We start from the raw sequence: 16,980 nt of genomic DNA, 5'->3' as shown, positions 1-16,980 counted from the left end.
GTGTTTCTGTCTCCTTTGGCGGCTGGGCCGCCTCCCGCTCGGGAGGTCCCTGGCTTTGCGTCCCCGCCTCTCGACGGGTTTGCCTTTTCTCGGTGTCGCACGCGACGGCTGGTGGAGCGCCGGCCTCGAAGCCGGTTCGGCGCGGTCGGAAGTACGGGGACAAAGCTCGCACTTGGGAACTGCGCCGACCGTACTCTAACCACGGATTTGAGGGCTTGTGGGGGAAATGGACTTTTAGGTCGGATAGCCCTGTCAGCACGGTTTTGGGCCGAGCGGTGACCATCCGTTCGTTCAGGGTCACCGGCTTGTCCCAGCATCGAGAAAGGACCGCCGTTACCATTCGGCCCCACCCGCGCGCCGGTGAAGGGGTGCCCCTTCACACCCCGGGGATAAAGAAAGGACAGCCCAATCGCGGCCCGGCGCGACCGGCAGCGGCGGTGGCGCGGGCCACCGGCAGCCAGGCGAGCAGCACGGCCAATGCCAGCAGGGCCAGCAACGGCAGGCGCCACCATCGGGTGAGCGCCGGCGCTGGCGCCTGCGGGGCCGAAACCCACGGTCGCGCGGTCTTCGACCAGGCGAGGAACGCGTCGCCGATCGGCAACAGCCCGCCCACATAGCGCTTGGACCAGGGTGTGGAGACCGGTACGCCCGCCAGCTCGCCGTAGTCAGCCAGCGCCCCGGCCAGCCGCGCGTCCCCGTGCACCCGGGCGGCTCCGAGCGTCACCACCGTCGCGGACAGGCTCACACCGAGCACGAGCGGCCCCGAGTCGACGTCACCGGCGCCGTCGACGCCGCTCGGGTACTCGCGGACCGCGGGACCGAGCCCCAGCGGCCGGGTCACGAACAGCGAGCGGAAGCGCAGGTACTGCTCCCGGGCGAACTCCGGGTCGATGTCGGCCAGGAAGCGCTGGATCATGCTCTGCGAGCTGCCGCGGGCCACGGAGAGCGGGGCGCCCGTGCCCGGATCCACGGAGTGCGGCATCAGGCCGGTGACCGGGTCGAGACGCGACCGCACGCCGGTGAGCCATCGGGTGATCGTGGGGCCGTACCGCGGCGGGAGCAGCTTGTCGTGCAGGCGCAGCGAGGCGATCGCCACGGTGGAGTCGACCGGCCACGCCTGACCCGGATAGGCGGCGAGGTACGGCGTCGGCGCCGCGTCGAACGCCCCGGCCAGCGCCGCGGAGGACGCCTCGAACCGCTCGCGCAGCACCGGGTCGGGGCGCAGCGAGAGGATGCCGCCGCGCAGCCAGTTCGTCCAGCCCTGATAGAAGACGCCGTACTCCGGGGTCAGGCTCGCGCTGAACGGGCCCCGGCCGGCGGGAGTCTCCAGCCGTTCCAGCGCCCAGCGGGCCTCCCCCTCGTCGCCGAGGTCCACCTGGGTGAGGCCGTAGAGGGCGTGCAGGAAGAAATAGCCCTCGGGGAAGAGCCGCTGGGCGTCGTCGGCGGCGCCGTCGTCGAGGGCGGACCGCAGGAACGTGAGCTGACGGCGTACGCCCGAGGTGTCGTCGCCGCCGGTCAGCCGCACGGCCGCGATCAGGGCGACCAGCGTGACCACGACGGCGGCGATCCTGCGCAGCATGCGCCGAGCCTAGAAAGTCGACACCAGGTTTATCTCGGTTCGATAACGCTCCCGGCTTTTCGGTCCGACCGAACGTACTACCCCACGAGAGCGACCGATGCACCGGACATGTGCGGACAAGCCTGATTCGTCGTCCGAGGAATTGCGCGACGCTCGCTTAGCCCTGCCTTAAGCGTGCATTAGACCCTGGTGTGCAGGGCTGTGATCTTTCCGCCTTCCCTATACGCTCCGACATCGACGACCCACAAGGGAGAGTTGATGTCGCCCAGGGCGCACCCGCCGGCCCATGCACCGGCGCCACGACGGGGGATCCGCAGCACCCGATCGCTGACCATCATCGGCACGGCGGTCGCCGCCGTCACCGCCGCGACGCTGGTCCCGGTCTTCGCCGGTGACGACAACGGCCTGACGCTGCACCCGGTCGCCGACATGACGGTCACCCAGGTGCGCCAGGACGGCGACACCAGCGTCAAGACGTCACTGGCGAGCTGCCCCGCCCTCTGCGACAACAATCCCCGCGGCCGGCGTGACGCCACCCTCGAGTTCGCGGTGAAGAAGCTGCCGGTCAACGCCACGCGGGTCAAGGCGACCCTGCGGGTGTACGCCTGGCACGACGTCGCCGCCCGCATCGTGGCCCGCACCATCCCCGGCGACCTCAGCGCGGCCACCGACCCCGACCGGCTCGCCTCCGCCGCCGCCGTCCCCGCGTTGAACGCGGTGAAGAAGGGCTACAACGAGTTCGACGTCTCCGCGTCGGTGCGCCGCAACGGGACCTACACGTTCGCGCTCTCCCAGGAGACCCGCAACACCCGCATCTACTGGGCGTCGCGGGAGAACGCGAAGGACCACCTGCACCCCGAGCTCGTGTTGTCCTACCAGACGAGCGGCAAGCCCGCGCCGGCCCCCACCACGCCGGCGACCGCGCTGCCGCCGCCCACGACGGCGCCCCCCAAGCCGACCACGCCCCCGGCCACCACCAAGCCGGCGCCGCCGACGAAGACGTCCACGCCGCCCACCAAGCCGCCGGCACCCACCACGCCGGCTTCCCCGCCGGGCTGGAAGCTGGTCTGGAACGACGAGTTCACCGGCGGTGGCATCGACCGTGCGAAGTGGAACCTGCGCGACAACGAGGGCCGCGACATAGACCTCGGCTGCAACGTCGACGACCCGAAGAACACCTTCGTCGGGGGCGGCAACCTCACGCTGCGCGTCCTGCGGGAGAATTCCACCTGCAGCTCGCAGAACCGGCAATACACCCAGTCGTACCTCGACACCATCGGCAAGGCCTCGTGGAAGTACGGCCGCTTCGAGATCCGGGCCAAGTCGCCGAACAAGCCCGAGACCTCCCAGGGCCTCTGGCCGGCGTTCTGGCTACGCCCCGACGACGGCGGCAACGGCGAGATCGACGTGACCGAGCTCCCCGGCGGCCAGGGCTGGTACGACCAGTCCACCGCGGCCATCTTCTACGACTACAGCCCGGTCAAGCAGGACACCCGGATCGAACTGCCCAGCGGTGGCATTCCGGCGGACGGCTTCCACACGTACACCACGGAGTGGGACGCCGACGCGCTGAAGTGGTACATCGACGGCAAGCTGGTCTGGACCCGGGACCGGACCACCACGCCGTGGTACGACAAGGCCTTCCACAAGCCGTACAACATCCGGCTGAACTTCCAGGTCGGCGGCTGGCTCGGTAATCCGGACGCCAAGACACAGTTCCCCGCCGACTTCGTCGTCGACTACGTCCGGGTCCACCAACGCTGATCGGGTTGCATCGGTTTTCCGCCGCGGATCGACACCGTCATCCGACAGGGCCCTGGGAGCTGACCCCGGGGCCCTGTTTTTCATGACAGACCTTCACCTATCGTCTAACTCGTGCTGAATGAGTCGACGCGGGCTTCCGTACCCGGACAGCGTCCCCCGTCCGACCCCGTCCCGGCCCCGCACGACCCTCGGGAACGCCAGGACGGCCTCGGCTGGGTCACCCGTGCCATCTTCGGCGACCCCGGCGTGACGGTCACCGTCGGCGACGATTCCTCCGCCATCGTCCGGTACGCGGTGATCCCCGATCTCGACCACGCGCGCTTCCTGCTGCCGCTCGTGTCGCCCCGGGTGACCGCGGCGTCCCTGCTGGCGTACAACGCCCTGCGCCCGCCGAAGGTCCGGGCCGGCCGGGCCGCCGTCGGGACGCTCGCCCGCCTGGGCCTGCTGGGCCTGACCAAGGCGCCCACCCTCTCCGTGCGCGCCACCGAGCCCGGCGACCTGCTCGCCGCCTTCCTGGCCGGCCGGCTCGGCGAGCCGCGCCTGCACGCCGCGATCGGCATCCGCCCGCCGGACCCGCACCACAAGCCCACGCTCCAGCTCTTCGACGACCGCGGCCGCCCCCGCGGGTACGCGAAGATCGGCTGGAACGACGGCACCCGGGCCATGGTCCGCGCCGAGGCCGCCACCCTGGGTGACCTGCCGACCGGCGGCGGCTTCCCGCCCGCTCCCCGGCTCCTGCTGCACACCCAGTGGCGAGGCCGGGAGATCGCCGTCATCGAGCCCATGCCCCGCACGGTCCGGCGCATCCGGCGCCCCGACCGGCCCCGGCTGGAGGCCATGCTGGCGGTCGCCCGGCGCGGCGGACCGGCCACTCCCCCGGCCCCGGTCACCGAACTGCTGGAGACGTGGCGGCGCCGCGCGGCGGGCGGCGACCCGCGCATCCACGGCTTCATCGACGCCCTCGACACTCCCATCGCGCTCGAGTGCGGCGACTGGCACGGCGACTGGGTGCCGTGGAACATGGCCCGGCACCGCGGCGGCCTGCTGGTCTGGGACTGGGAGAACCGGTCCTCCGGCGTGCCGGTCGGCTTCGACCTGGCCCATCAGGCGTTCCAGACGGCCCTGTCCACCCACGGGCGGCCCGCCGCCGAGTGCGCGGTCGCCGTGGACGAGGCGCTGCGCGCGCACGGACCGGCGCTGGGGCTGGACGGCCCGGCCCAGCGGTTCGTGGCCGACGCCTACCTCGTGGAGCTGTGGCTGCGCACGTACGAGCTCTCCGGCGGCGGCGCCGGCTGGAATCCCAAGCTGCATCCCGCGCTGCTCGACGTGCTGGCCACGCGCCTGCCCCGATGAGTGGTTCCGCCGAGCTGGGAGCGGTGCGTCGCTTCTGGACGGAGCGCGTGGCGCACCTGCACACCCCGGGGGATGCGGAGGCCGCGCAGGTGCGCGCCAGCGCCGTCGCCGTGCTGGACAACAACGGGCGGCTGACGTCGGTACAGCGGTCCATGCTGGCCGGTGCCACGGCGGAGCTGGAGCGCCGGGACTTCCCGCACAGCGCCGACCTGCTGCACCTCGCCCGGCTGGTGCAGCGGGCGGCGGCTCAGGACCAGTCGAACGTCATGCCCAGGCGCTCCTCGAGCGCCGCGTTGTACGGCCGGTAGTAGGCACTCAGCTCCGCGCGTACGGAATCGTCCATGCCCTTGCTGGGACGGTCGTTGTAGACGTCGTAGGCGGGCAGCTCGTACGGCGGCAGCCCGATGAAGTCGAGGATGCGCGCGTACGTCTGCGCCGGCTGCCGGTACAACGTCTCGCTGGCGACGATGAAGAGCTGCGAGCGGTCGAACCGCTCCAGCCACGGCTCCAGATGCTCCAGGTAGCGTCCACGTGCCCGGTACGAATACCAGTCGAAGCCTGGCGAGAAGTAGCCGGGCTCCGCCTCGAGCCGGGCCTTCTCCCCGGCCGTACGGCTCTCCTCGGCGGCCAGGGCGGCGGCGAAGTCCAGCGGCTCCACGCCCTCGCCGCGGCGCTCCTTCCAATGCGAGAACGCCCGCTCCACCGGATCGCGCAGCAGCACGATCATCCGGGCCTGCGGCATCAGGTCGGCGACGCGGCCGGCCACCAGCGGGTGGAACATGTACAGCGGCGCGGCCTCGCCGACCTTGGACGGCCCGCCGTGCTTGCGCTCCAGGGCCGCCCGCTGCCGCCGGGTCGGGAAGTGCGACCGGTACCACGCCTCACCGCGCGGCCAGTTCTCCTCGAAGTAGTGCGAGGTCTTGGTGTTCCACGCGGGGAACAGCCGCGGCACGAGCGGGTGCTGGATCAGGTAGCGCCACAGCGACGTGGTACCGCCGCGCTTGGTGCCGATGACGAGGAAGTCCGGCAGCGGCCGCTGGGCGCTGGTGCGTTCGCCGTAGCGGGCCAGCAGTTCCCGGACCTGTTCCCGGGCGCCTCGCGGTGCGACGCTCTTGATGCGGTCCTTGACGGTCACCGGTCCTCCTTGGTCCTGTCCGTGGTGCGCGCGGGCTCGAGCTGAGCCTCATCCCGGGTTCGCGGGCCCTTGAGTTGGGTGCGGACGGATGCGAGAGCCGCGCGGGCACGGCGGTCGATGAGCAGGGCGGCGGCGCCGGCGACCACGACCCCGAGCGCCACGGCCAGGCCGGGCAGTCCCCGGCCGGCGACCAGGGTGCCGATCACGGCGGCGGCGCCGGTCGCGGCCGTCACCGCGAGGGCCGAGACGACGAGGGTACGCCCGAAGAGCGCCGCGCCCAGCGCCCGGCGGGCCAGCACGGCGGCCAGCAGGTTCTCGCACACGATGCCGACCGACCAGGCGATCGCCGCGCCCAGAGCGCCGTGCCGCGGGATCAGCACCAGGCACAGCGCCACGTTGAGCGTCAGCCCGGCGACGGTGGCGAGCAGGTGGCCCCGGCTGTTGCCGCTCATCAGCAGCACGCTCTGCACGAGCCCCACGCCGACGTTGACGAGCATCGCGACGGCGAGCACGGCCAGCGGCGTGGCTCCCGAGCGGAAGTCCGTGCCGAACAGGGCCAGGAACCCCGGGGCGAAGACCGCGAGCATCAGGTACGCCGGCCACGACAGCACGACGATCCACAGGCTGGTCCGCCGGTAGACCTGCGCCGCCTCGGCCCGCCGATCCGCGCCGAGCAGACGGGAGAGCTGCGGGGCGATGGTGACACGCAGCCCGTGCATGACCAGCAGGCCGGTGAGGGCGTACCGGCCCACGGCGGCGAACACGCCGGCCTCGGCCTGCGTGGCCAGGGCGCCGGTCAGCAGCACACCTACCCACATGCTGCTCGCATCGATCGCCACCGACGCGGCGCGGGGCAGGGCGTAGCCCCAGAACGTCCGCCAGTCGAGCGCGGCGGGCCGCAGCGAGGCTCCCGCGCCGACGCCGAGGGGCCTGGCGGCGAGCACGATCGCGAGGACCAGCGCGACGCCGAGGGGCAGCAGCCAGCCGCCGAGTCCCGCGAGGACTCCCCCGCCGGCGGCCACCGCGGCGATCATCAGCGCCGGCCGGGCGACCGGGACGAAGAGGAACTGCACCGCCACGTACGCCGACACGGCCCGCGTCGCCCGCACGGCCGCAAGCAGCACCGTCGCCGCGACGATCACGGGTATGCCGGCGGCGGCCAGCCGGATCAGCGCGACGCCGTCCGGGTCGTCGAGCAGCGCCCGGGCGACCGGCCCGGCGGCGGTCAGCCCGATGGCGGCCACGAGCAGGGCGAGCCCGACCGTCGGAACCAGGGCCGGCGCCAGCAGGCGGGCGGCGTCGCCGCCCACCCCGGTACGCCGCCGCGGCAGCGCCCACATCAGCGCGGTGTCGGCGCCGAGGCAGCAGAGCGCGCCGACGATGCTGACCAGCCCGATGACGGTGAACAGCGCGCCCGAGCCGTCGGCGCCGAACGCCCGCACGATCACGATGGTCAGCACGAAGCCGAACGCGCCGTTGACCGCCGCGCCGACGAGACCGATCGCCCCGCTGCGGGTGCTGCGGCGTACCTCAGCACCGGCGCCTTGATCGGCGACTGCGATCACGGGTTCGCTTCCTTCGGCTCGCGGTTGACCGGGCCGTCCACCGCCGCCAGCCCGAGGCCGACGGAGAAGAGCAGCACCGACATGTTGGGATCGATATAGGCGTAGAACGGGGTGACCACCGCCGCGATGACCGGCAGGGCGCTGAGCCAGAGCCCGGCCGGCGTCACCGCGGCGGCCAGCCGGCGGGCGAGGATCGCCAGCAGCAGATAGAAGCACACCGTCGCGGGGATGCCATGGCTGTAGATGAGCATCCAGATCATGCCCTGGGTGCCGAGCGGCTCGGCGGCGTGCGTGGTGTCGACCGAGCTGGGCTGGCCGAACCCGAGCAGCGGCGATCTCATGACCGCGGCCCAGGTCTGCACGTAGAGGTCGAACCGGTCGGAGGTCGTGTCGGTCGTCGAGGTGCGGTTGGTGATCAGGTCGACGACCGGGATGAACAGCGTGACGACCCATCCGGCGAACAGGATGGCGGTGACCGGCACCAGCAGCCGTACCCGGCCCTTCACGATCTCCCGGCCGAGCAGGTACAGCACGCCCGCGCCGAGGCCGATGAACATGCCCCGGTTGAGCGTGAGGAAGGCCGGCACGATCGACAGCGGCAGCGATCCCATCAGGAGGATCCGCATCTTCCCGCGCCGCACGGATGTCAGATACGCCATGACGAACGGCACGAGGAAGCAGTACGCGGTGCCCCAGTTGTTCGTGTACGGATACGGCGCCGCAGGGCGATAGATGGGATTGGCGCTCAGTTTGTTGAACTCGGTGGAGTCGAGGTGAGACACGTCCGTGATGAAACGCTCGCTCTGCATGCTGCCCGGCAGCACCATCTCGAACGGGCTGGGCATGCTGAACTTCGGCGCGAGCACGCCGAACCAGCCCAGCGCCACCATGGCGAGCCAGAACATGGCCAGCGGGTTGGCGATCTTCGCCCACGAGGCGCGGTCGCGGGCCACGTTGTAGACGTAGATGCCCACCATGAGCCCGGTGAACAGATGGCCCAGGCGCAGCCCGTAGACGAACAGCGAGGTGACCCGTTCGAGCCGGGTGGCACTGATCGCGATGATGCCGAGCAGGATGAACCAGAGCCAGGTGCCGGTGGGCAGCCGTACGTCACCGCGGGTGGTGAGCAGCGCGAGCAGGATCACCCCGAAGAACGGCCACACGAAGTACCAGACGCCGAGCCCCCACCAGACCGGCAGGAACGCGAACATCATGGTCAGCGGCCACAGCGGCAGCTTGGCCGTGCGGACCAGCCACGCACGAGGGTCGAGCACGCCCGGCTCGACCGCGGCGACCGCCCGGGCCCGGGCCGGCGCGGTGGCTCGCACCCGGCGCCGGGGCCGCACGGACGTCCTGGCCAAGCCTCAGATCCCCTTGCCGCGCTTCTGCGCCATCCGCAGGAGCCACTCGCCGGTCATGAGCCGCAGGATCACCGGCACGGTCACCAGCACGCGCTTCTCCCGCGGGTTGAGCCGGACCACCGCCGCCAGTTCCCGCACGGCCTCGCGGCGCCGGTTGCCGGAGGCGAGTGCGAACGCGATCTGTCCGCGCAGCCGGGCCAAACCGGCGCGGTTGTCCGCCAGGTCGGGGTGCTTGCGGATGAGGTAGCGCTGCGCCTCGACGATCGTCGCCCACCGGCCGAAGTAGAACGAGCCGCCGTGCCAGTCCACGATGACGAGCGGCTCGCGCACGAATGCGACCGGCGTGTGCGCCGAGACGCGCAGGAGCCACTCGTAGTCCTCGCTGTAGCCGCCGGGGATCCCCTCGTCGACCTCGCCCGCGGCCTTCCACGTGCTGCGGCGCACGAGCATCGTGCTGGAGTGCACCTCCATCACCCGGTCGGCGAGGAAGTCCTCGTGCGTGACGAGCTCCCTGTCGAGCACGCGCTCCTTGTCGATGCCCGGACCACGCAGCCGCAGCCCGCAGCTCACCGCCCCGATCGCGGGGTCGGCGAGCCGCTTCACCTGGCGGCTCAGCTTTGCCGGCAGCCAGATGTCGTCGTCGTCGCAGAAGGCCAGCAGCTCGCCGGTGGCCGCGTCGACGCCGCTGTTGCGCCCGCCCGGCAGCCCCTGCCGATGGGTGTTGTTGATGAGCTTGAGCGAGCGGTCCGGCCCGGCGGTGACATTGAGCTCGCGCACGTCGACGTGGTCGTAGACGACGATGCACTCGATGCGGCCGGGATAGTCCTGCTGCAGGATGCTGGTGACGGCCCGCTCCAGCAGCCCCGGCCGGTCGCGGGTGGCGACGACGACGCTGATGTCGGGGTGATGCTCAGGCACCGTGGCCTCCGGTCAGAACGAAACCGACAGTCTGGGCGCCGGCGGAGCGCAGGCGGTCCACCAGGCGGGTGAGCTCGCCGTTGCGGGTCCGGTCCCGGGCGACGACCAGCACGGCGACGCCGTCCTGCGCGACGCGCACGCCGCGCTCGTCGGTGTCCGAGGCGGGCGCGTCGATGACCACCACGCCGGTCTCCGGCTCCTCGCCCAGCGCGCAGAGCCGCACGACCCCGCCGCCGATGAGCACGACGTTCGGCGCATGCGAGTCGCGCTCCGATGTGGACCTGGTGGGCTGGGTGCCGACCGGCGACGCCTGGCCGTGCCGGTTGCCGGCCGCCCGCATGACCAGTGTGGCGTCGGGATCCTGGGAGGTCGCGGTCATCCCGGGCAGGGACTCGGCGAGGCGCACGGGCGAGCTGTGCCGGCGGCCGCCGGCGGACGGGCCTGCCGAGCCCGCACCGGCGTCCCGGCCGAAGCCGCCGGTGACGGCGGTGCCGTTGAGCGCCGCCCCGGACGACGGGACGGCCCGGGGCCGCGGCGGCGTCCGCTTCTGCGCCGCGAACAGGATGCGCTTGAGCTCCTCCTGCGTCTCCGCCGGGGCGGCCAGCGTGACATCCTGGCCGGCCTCGGACAGTGCCACCGCGAGATTGCCGGACACGGTGGTGCGGCCCTCGTCGTCGCGCCCGGAGAGCACGACCAGCGGGCGGTCGGGATGCCGGTCGATCCACTTCAGGACGGCGAGGGAGACGTACCGCGCGTCGGCCGCGGGTCCCGCGTCACCGTGCCGGCCGGCGGCCCGGACCACCCCGAGCGCCGGCACCCCGACGATGTCGGCGGCCTGGTCGATCGAGCGGATCCGGCGGTCGAGCGCCTCGCGCGCGTGCGCGGCGACCATGCCGAAGAGCACGCCACCGAGGAGCGCGGCGGCCAGGTAGAGCACTCCGGCGTCGTGGCTGGAGGGCACCGGCGCGCGGGCCGCGGCGGCGATCGAGCCCGGGCTCAGGTCGGCGGAGGCCACCTTCGCACGGGCGTTGGCGAGCTGGGCGATCTGGTCGTTGAGCGCGCCGACCTGGTCCAGCTTGGCCTGGGTGCGCGGCGTCACGATCTCCGAGCCCGACTCCGCGTCCTCCGGCAGGTCCTTCTGCGCCTCCAGGCGCTGGGCGGTCACCGACTTGATGGTGCTGTCGTACGACTCGATCAGCGCCTTCCGCTGGTCCTTGTAGATGTCCTCGCGGACCTGGAGGTAGGTCTTCGCGGCGGTGTTGGCGCCGGTGATCGCGCTGTCCTCGCTGTCTCCGGCGTACTGGAAACGCAGCACCTGGCCGCCCGTGGGCACCTCGACGCTGAGCGCCTCGCGCACGTCCTCGGGGTCGCGGGAGAGACTGCTCGCGGTCGAGTCGATGACGCCGTTGCCGAGCGCGATGCCGTTCTCGGCGGTCATGTTGATGGCCCGGTCGGCGCCGCTGGACGGCAGCGTGAACGGGTCGGTCACCACCGGTCGCAGCACGACGACCGCCGTGGCCTTGTAGGTGGCCGGGAAGAAGAACAGGTAGGCCAGCACGGCGAGCGTCACACCCGCGGTGGTGGCCGCCACGATGCGCCAGCGGCGCAGCGGGATCCTCACGACGTCTGCAAAGCCGACGACCCGCTGCCGGCTCGCGGCGACGGAATCAGTCACATCCATGTGTCGTCTCTCCCCGACATCTGCACTTGTGTCCGGTCCGACGGGCCGTTCCCGGCCAGGCGACGCTGCCCGGCCGGGAACGGTCCCTCCTACGTTCGTTACGACGTCGCGAAGAACAGGGTCGAGCTGTTCCAGTTCGCCGCCGTGTTGCCGTTGGCCACCACGGTCGCCGTCGAACCGTTGACGGCCGTGGTGGCAGCCGGGTCGAACGCGACGGTACGCAGCCTCCCGTCCGTGGAACCATAGACGAGCTTCCCTGCAACCCAGGTCATACCACGGACCGTGCGCCAATCGATACCCGTCGTAGCGACCGCGAACGAAGTGCAACCGATGACCGAGCCGTCCGGCGTGAGGTACCGGTAGAACAGATTGTTACTCGACGCTGACGTGTAGTACATCCGGCCCTGGAGGTAGAAGGCACCGGTCATCGCGGTGGCCTGGAACCAGGAGTTGTAGCCGCTGCCCACCCACGGCGCACCGATGGTGCCGTTGGTCAGCATCGACACGTTCAGGACCGCACCGGTCGGCATCGAGAAGTCGGTCTTCGCCCAGTAGAGCTTGTTGTGCAGGGCGAACGCCGCGCGGCCGTTGGTGAACTGCGGCTGGCTCACGACGGCCGGGGTGCCGAGGCCGCCCGGACCGTACGCGACCTTGGTGAGCTGGCCGTTGCCCGCACCCAGGTAGAGGAAGCCCGCATCGGCCTGAGGCGCGTCCTGGACCGGGATGTTGCGCCCGCCCGACTCCGGGAAGTAGCCGAGACGGCCGTGGTACTCGTTGCCGAGACCGTCGGAGTCCTGGCCGACGAAGAGGCCGTTCGGACCCTTCCAGATCTCCCACATGATCGGGCCCCAGTTGGTGCCCCCACTCGGCAACTGGCTGCCGGGAGAACGGGTCGGGTTCCAGTTCAGCGGAACGCCGTTCTGCTGGTCCAGCGCGGCGATGCCGTACCGGCTGACGCCGCCGGGACCCTGCGTGTCGTTCCCGTTGGCGTTGTTCTGCCAGCGGAAGTGCCCGCCCACGTAGACCACGCCGTCGGCGACCTCGAGGGAGGTGACCGAGTCGGTGCCCGTGAAGTCCACCCAGGTGGCCTTGACGTTCGTACCCCGGTCGGCGGTCTCCCAGCGCGCGGTGGCGTCGCAGTACGCGTCGTTGCTGCGCCCGCCGTCGGCGATGATGACGAAGTACTTGCTGTCGTCGGAGAAGTCGACGTCGCGCGCGTAGAACGGGAAGGTGCCGCTGTAGCAGGCGGCCACATACCGGTCGGTGCTCCAGTCCGCGACGGCCGGCGTACCCGAGGTGTCGATCATGACGACCTGGTTGCGGCTGGCGCCGTTCACGGAGGTGAAGTTGCCGACCGCCACGACGGTCTCACCATCCGGAGCGACCGCGAGGCCCCAGACCAACTCCGTCGAGTTGGGGTAGGGCCGGGCTCCGCCCGCGTCGATCTGGAACGTCGGGTCGATCGCGCCGGTGGTGGCGTTGAGCCGGGCGAGCAGCGAGTGCTGAGTGCCGTTGACCCAGTGGAAGGCACCGCCGATGTAGAGGTGGTTGCCCTGCACGATGGCGCGGCGCACGACGCCGCCGTCGCTGCGGCCGACCCAGGAGGCGACCGTCGCGCCGGTCGCAGGGTCGAGCGCGACGAGGTTCTTGCGGGCGACACCGTTGACGGTGCCGAAGCTGCCGCCCACGATCAGCTTGCCCTCGGGGCTGACCGCGAGGGTCTGCACCGCGCCGTCCAGCTCCGGGGTGAAACCGGTCTTGATCGCGCCCGTCGTCACGTCGTACGCGATGAGGTTGCTCAGCGGCGACCAGGAGGTGGCACCGGCCGCCTTGACGCCGGTGAACGATCCACCCGCGTAGACAGTGTTACCAATCTGTGCGAACGCCCGCATGCTGCCGTTCTGGGCGTGCGGGGTGTTGTCCGCAGGGCTCGCCGCGACGATGCTGGCCGCTTCACTCGGGGGTACGTTCACGGCATTCGCCGGAATGGCGGTCATTGCGACCGTCAGACTCGTCACCACGGCCGGCACCAGGATCCTGGTGAGCGGCCGCGGCCGGAGTCGACGCTTCAGGGACACGAGCCCTCCTAATAAAAAATTAAGGATTGACGCAGCCTGGTGCTCCGGCGAGCAGCGCGCTATCGACCGTACGGACGAAGACCGCGTCCTTTTTCTTTGAACCGTGCACAGGGGACATGGCACGGACGCATCGTCACCGCGGTACGAGCCGGAACGGCGCGACGCCGGGGGCGGCCCGCACCGACCAGGCTGCGGCTGTCTCGAGATCCGCGAGGGTGACGTCCTGTGCCTCGCGGGCCACAACCAGTTTTCTGCCTTCCAGTTCCCGAGCCATCTCGACCTGATGGTCGTCGATGTGCTCGCCGTACGCCTTACGCCGGGGGACGTACAACGCACGTTTGCCGGCCTGCATAGCCGCCAGGGCGGAGCCGACACCCGCATGGGAGATGACGACGTCCGCCTCCGCCAAAGCCTGCCGCATCTCGGTGATCGGCACCTGTCGTCGCGCCCCTTCGGGCATCGCATCGATGACGGTCGAGCCGACTTGCCACAGGATCTCCCACTCCGATGGCAAGAGTCCGACAAGGTGGGTGAGCAGGCGCGGGAACGTGTACCGCGCGTGCGTACCGAGGGTCACCACCACCTTGCGGATCGGCGGCGGCTCGGCCCTCACCTCGGCCTCGAAGGCATCGAAGATGGATCCGCCGTAGCGCCAGGAGCCGGCGGCCCACCCCGGATACTGCGTGTAGAGGCCGACCCGGGGCACCCGCGCCGCCAGGCGGCCGGTGAGCGACGGGCCGGCGGTGCGGGTGGCGCTCTCGATATAGGAGCACCGCACCCCGGCCGCGGTGGCCGGCAGGAAGAACGCCATGGCGACGGCGGCGCCGGTGCTGATGACGTGCTCGTAGCGCTCGGCCCTGAACATCCGCCGCGCCACCGCCAGGTCACGCAGGACTCCGGTCATGTCACGGCTGGTGACCGGCGGGACGAAGGCGACATCCTCGCCGTCGAGCAGCGAGCGGCTCTGCGGGCTGTCGAACGTCACCCACCGCCGCGTCCCCACGCCGAGCCGCGGAGCCAGGTCGTACAGCTCCGCGAGATGGCCGCCGGTCGAGGCGACGAGCATGGTCGTCACGCCGCCGGCACCGCCTCCGGCCGCTGCTCGCCGGCGCCCTCCCCGGCCTCCTCTCCCGCCGCGACCACCTCGGGCCCGGGGCGCGGATAGCGACCGGCGAGGATGCAGACGGCGACCGCGTAACCGAGGAACAGGGCCGGCCCGAAGGTCAGGCCGCTGATCACGTCGGTGATCCAGTGCTTCTGCGTGTAGATCCGCGAGTAGCCCTCGTACGCCGCCAGCACGAACACCACGGTGCCGAACACCACGTGCCAGCGGCGGCTCAGCTTCCAGGTGAGCGCGATGAACAGGGCGATCGCCCCGAAGGTCATGACGACCCGCGCGATGCCACCCGACGGGTACGACCCCAGCCCGGTCGGCGGGTGACCACGGTCCACCATGCCGGTCAGGATCGCCTGGACGTACTGCTCGAACGGAAAGCTGATCAGGATCGCGACCAGCGGGATCCAGAAGCGCCGGCGCCACAGCACGGCGAAGACGACCGCGGCGACGACCACCACCTTCTTGAGCGGGTCCCGGTCACCGAGAGCGGTGTAGAACCAGTTGAACTCCTCGAAGGTGGGATTGCGCCGCTCGGTGACCCACAGGAGCACCGGCCAGTCGATCGCGTCCTCGAGGCTGTGGGCGAGCAGGCCGACGGGCCAGAAGACGGCGGTGATGACCGCGCCCCAGAACAGCAGGAACGCCAGCGCCGTCACGGGCCGCCCGAGCGTCACGACGAGCCCCGCGGCCGCCTCCCCGGTCTTGGTGACCAGGCGTCCCCGGGCCAGCCGCCGGCCCGGCCCGTAGGCGAGCAGCGGCCCGGCCACCGCTGGGACGATGACCGACAAGCCAGCAATGAAATAGAGCAATACCACCGAACTGTCCCCACATCTGCGGCGTCCCGACCGCACGTTCCTCTCGAAGGCCGGGCGCGTCTAGTACGCGCCCGCGCCCCGCAGCACCACCATCGCGGTCCGCATGAGGATGACCAGGTCCACCGTGAACGACCAGTTCTCCACATACCGCAGGTCCAGCCGGATCGAGTCCTCCCACGACAGATCCGAGCGCCCACTCACCTGCCACAGCCCCGTCATGCCGGGCTTGACCACCAACCGCCGGCGCATGTCCTGCGGGTACTGCTCGACCTCGCTGGGCAGCGGCGGCCGCGGCCCCACGAGCGACATCTCACCCAGCAGCACGTTGATGAGCTGGGGCAGCTCGTCCAGCGAATACCGGCGCAGCCAGCGGCCGGAGCGGGTGACCCGCGGATCGTCGCGGATCTTGAACAGCACGCCGGAGAACTCGTTCTGCTCGCGCATGGCGGCGACGCGCGCCTCCGCGTCGGTGTGCATCGTCCGGAACTTCACCATCCGGAACATCTCGCCACCCCGGGCGACGCGGACCTGCCGGAAGAACACCGGCCCCCCGGTGTCCAGCTTGATGATCAGCGCGATCGCCAGGAAGACGGGCGCGACCAGCACCAGCAGCAGGGCCGACACCGAGACGTCGAAGACCGACTTGATCAACCGCCGGCCGCCGGACAGGCGCGGGTGCTCGACGTGCATCATCGGCAGCCCGTCCACCGGGCGCACCGTGATGCGGTCGCCCGCGGTGTCCACGAGCGCGGACGACACGATCAGGTCGATGTCGTCGCGCTCCAGCTCCCAGGCGAGCCGGCGCAGCATGGGACCGTCGAGCTCGGGACACGACAGCACCATGACCGTGTCGGCACCGGCCGCGGCGGCCGAGTTGGCGGCGGCGCCGAGGGCGCCGAACACCGGCACCTCCACCAGGTGCGACGCCCCGGCGAGCTGGTCGGCGGGCAGACAGGCGCCGATGACCTGCAAGCCGTGGTGGTAGCGCCGGTGCAACTGCCGGGTGAGCTGCGCGACCGCCGGCGCGTGACCAAGCACCAGAACCCGGTGCATGCAGGCGCCCTTCCGGCGGGCGCGGTGCAGGATCTTGCGCAGCACCACACGCCCGGACAGGGACAGAACGGTGGTCAGCACCAGGGCGATGAGCAGATAGCCGCGGGCGAGGTCGGCCTTGGCGACGTAGGACACCAGGGCCATGCCGACGGTCAGGCGTACGCCGGCGCGCAGGACGCGCTGATACTCCTCGCCGCCGACGAACAGGACGCGCCGTTCGTACGCATGGGTCAGCGCCAGCAGGCCCACCCACAGCAGCGGGATGAGCGCGGAAAGCACGAGATACCAGTCCGCATACGCGGCGCCCTGGAAGCGCAGCACGAAGGCGGCCAGGGTGGCCACCAGCGTCGCTCCGAAGTCGACGACCAGGAGCAGCTTGACGTAGCGCGCCTCCCAGACCCATCGGTCGGCTTGCCCTCGTCCCCAGATGTCGCCGAGATCCCTGTCGCCGACGTCCGGGTAGTCTGAAATTTTCGGAATGTCCTGGGTATCGGCGTTGCCCGCCGTCATTCCCGTCGCTGTCACGACGCCTCTGCCTCCGGTGAGACCCCACGCCCACTC

General features: G+C 71.1%; 13 protein-coding genes and 1 riboswitch. Of the genes, 3 read left to right on the top strand and 10 right to left on the bottom strand.

Going from position 1 to position 16,980, the window contains the following annotated elements; genetic code table 11:
* Window positions 1-14: 14 nt before the first annotated feature.
* A riboswitch (cyclic di-GMP riboswitch) is annotated at window positions 15-94 on the bottom strand.
* Window positions 95-376: 282 nt separating this feature from the next.
* Entirely contained in the window at window positions 377-1,579 is a 1,203-nt protein-coding gene (locus EDD30_RS28765) for a hypothetical protein (RefSeq protein ID WP_071809439.1), read from the bottom strand.
* Between the two features lie 258 nt (window positions 1,580-1,837).
* Here EDD30_RS28765 and EDD30_RS28760 point away from each other — a divergent pair, with 258 nt between their 5' ends.
* The 3 genes from EDD30_RS28760 to EDD30_RS28750 all read left to right on the top strand — a co-directional run bounded on the left by EDD30_RS28760 (window position 1,838) and on the right by EDD30_RS28750 (window position 5,004).
* A complete protein-coding gene (locus EDD30_RS28760; protein ID WP_123678557.1) occupies window positions 1,838-3,343 on the top strand; it encodes a glycoside hydrolase family 16 protein in 1,506 nt (501 codons plus the stop codon).
* 114 nt (window positions 3,344-3,457) lie between these two features.
* Window positions 3,458-4,696 (top strand): hypothetical protein, encoded by a 1,239-nt coding sequence (locus EDD30_RS28755; protein ID WP_394328237.1) that lies wholly within the window; start codon window positions 3,458-3,460, stop codon window positions 4,694-4,696.
* Window positions 4,693-5,004, top strand: a complete 312-nt coding sequence (locus EDD30_RS28750) for a hypothetical protein (RefSeq protein WP_071804876.1) — start codon at window positions 4,693-4,695, stop codon at window positions 5,002-5,004. The genes EDD30_RS28755 and EDD30_RS28750 overlap by 4 nt, the downstream gene beginning before the upstream one ends.
* Here EDD30_RS28750 and EDD30_RS28745 read toward each other — a convergent pair.
* From EDD30_RS28745 to EDD30_RS28705, 9 genes are all read right to left on the bottom strand, one after another.
* Complete coding sequence (locus EDD30_RS28745) at window positions 4,944-5,831, bottom strand: sulfotransferase family protein (protein ID WP_071804874.1); 888 nt, start codon at window positions 5,829-5,831, stop codon at window positions 4,944-4,946. The genes EDD30_RS28750 and EDD30_RS28745 overlap by 61 nt on opposite strands.
* Window positions 5,828-7,396, bottom strand: a complete 1,569-nt coding sequence (locus tag EDD30_RS28740) for a lipopolysaccharide biosynthesis protein (RefSeq protein WP_071804873.1) — start codon at window positions 7,394-7,396, stop codon at window positions 5,828-5,830. Before EDD30_RS28740 ends, EDD30_RS28745 begins: the two co-directional genes overlap by 4 nt.
* The gene (locus EDD30_RS28735; RefSeq protein ID WP_244945436.1) at window positions 7,393-8,757 is read right to left on the bottom strand and encodes an O-antigen ligase family protein; all 1,365 of its coding nucleotides are present in this window, start codon (window positions 8,755-8,757) and stop codon (window positions 7,393-7,395) included. The genes EDD30_RS28740 and EDD30_RS28735 overlap by 4 nt, the downstream gene beginning before the upstream one ends.
* Window positions 8,758-8,760: 3 nt before the next feature.
* Window positions 8,761-9,675: a glycosyltransferase family 2 protein gene (locus tag EDD30_RS28730; protein ID WP_071804871.1), complete on the bottom strand. Its 915-nt coding sequence runs from the start codon at window positions 9,673-9,675 to the stop codon at window positions 8,761-8,763.
* The gene (locus tag EDD30_RS28725; protein WP_071804869.1) at window positions 9,668-11,356 is read right to left on the bottom strand and encodes a hypothetical protein; all 1,689 of its coding nucleotides are present in this window, start codon (window positions 11,354-11,356) and stop codon (window positions 9,668-9,670) included. Before EDD30_RS28725 ends, EDD30_RS28730 begins: the two co-directional genes overlap by 8 nt.
* 98 nt (window positions 11,357-11,454) lie before the next feature.
* Window positions 11,455-13,389, bottom strand: a complete 1,935-nt coding sequence (locus EDD30_RS28720) for an NHL repeat-containing protein (RefSeq protein ID WP_211277754.1) — start codon at window positions 13,387-13,389, stop codon at window positions 11,455-11,457.
* A 178-nt stretch (window positions 13,390-13,567) separates the two neighbouring features.
* On the bottom strand, window positions 13,568-14,500 hold the full coding sequence (locus EDD30_RS28715) for a glycosyltransferase (RefSeq protein WP_244945651.1): 933 nt from the start codon (window positions 14,498-14,500) through the stop codon (window positions 13,568-13,570).
* Between the two features lie 5 nt (window positions 14,501-14,505).
* Window positions 14,506-15,339, bottom strand: a complete 834-nt coding sequence (locus EDD30_RS28710) for a phosphatase PAP2 family protein (protein ID WP_071804865.1) — start codon at window positions 15,337-15,339, stop codon at window positions 14,506-14,508.
* Window positions 15,340-15,426: 87 nt separating this feature from the next.
* Window positions 15,427-16,944: a sugar transferase gene (locus tag EDD30_RS28705; protein ID WP_244945434.1), complete on the bottom strand. Its 1,518-nt coding sequence runs from the start codon at window positions 16,942-16,944 to the stop codon at window positions 15,427-15,429.
* Between the last annotated feature and the right edge of the window lie 36 nt (window positions 16,945-16,980).

The organism is Couchioplanes caeruleus, assembly GCF_003751945.1.
In the GTDB taxonomy this organism is placed as follows: Bacteria; Actinomycetota; Actinomycetes; order Mycobacteriales; family Micromonosporaceae; genus Actinoplanes; species Actinoplanes caeruleus.
Note: the sequence above shows the minus strand (reverse complement) of the source record. Positions and strands in the feature narration are given on the sequence as shown.

Coding starts and splice junctions, on each gene's coding strand:
- EDD30_RS28765 (WP_071809439.1), bottom strand. CDS start 1,579: ATGCTGCGCAGGATCGCCGCCGTCGTGGTCACGCTGGTCGCCCTGATC.
- EDD30_RS28760 (WP_123678557.1), top strand. CDS start 1,838: ATGTCGCCCAGGGCGCACCCGCCGGCCCATGCACCGGCGCCACGACGG.
- EDD30_RS28750 (WP_071804876.1), top strand. CDS start 4,693: ATGAGTGGTTCCGCCGAGCTGGGAGCGGTGCGTCGCTTCTGGACGGAG.
- EDD30_RS28725 (WP_071804869.1), bottom strand. CDS start 11,356: ATGGATGTGACTGATTCCGTCGCCGCGAGCCGGCAGCGGGTCGTCGGC.
- EDD30_RS28715 (WP_244945651.1), bottom strand. CDS start 14,500: ATGCTCGTCGCCTCGACCGGCGGCCATCTCGCGGAGCTGTACGACCTG.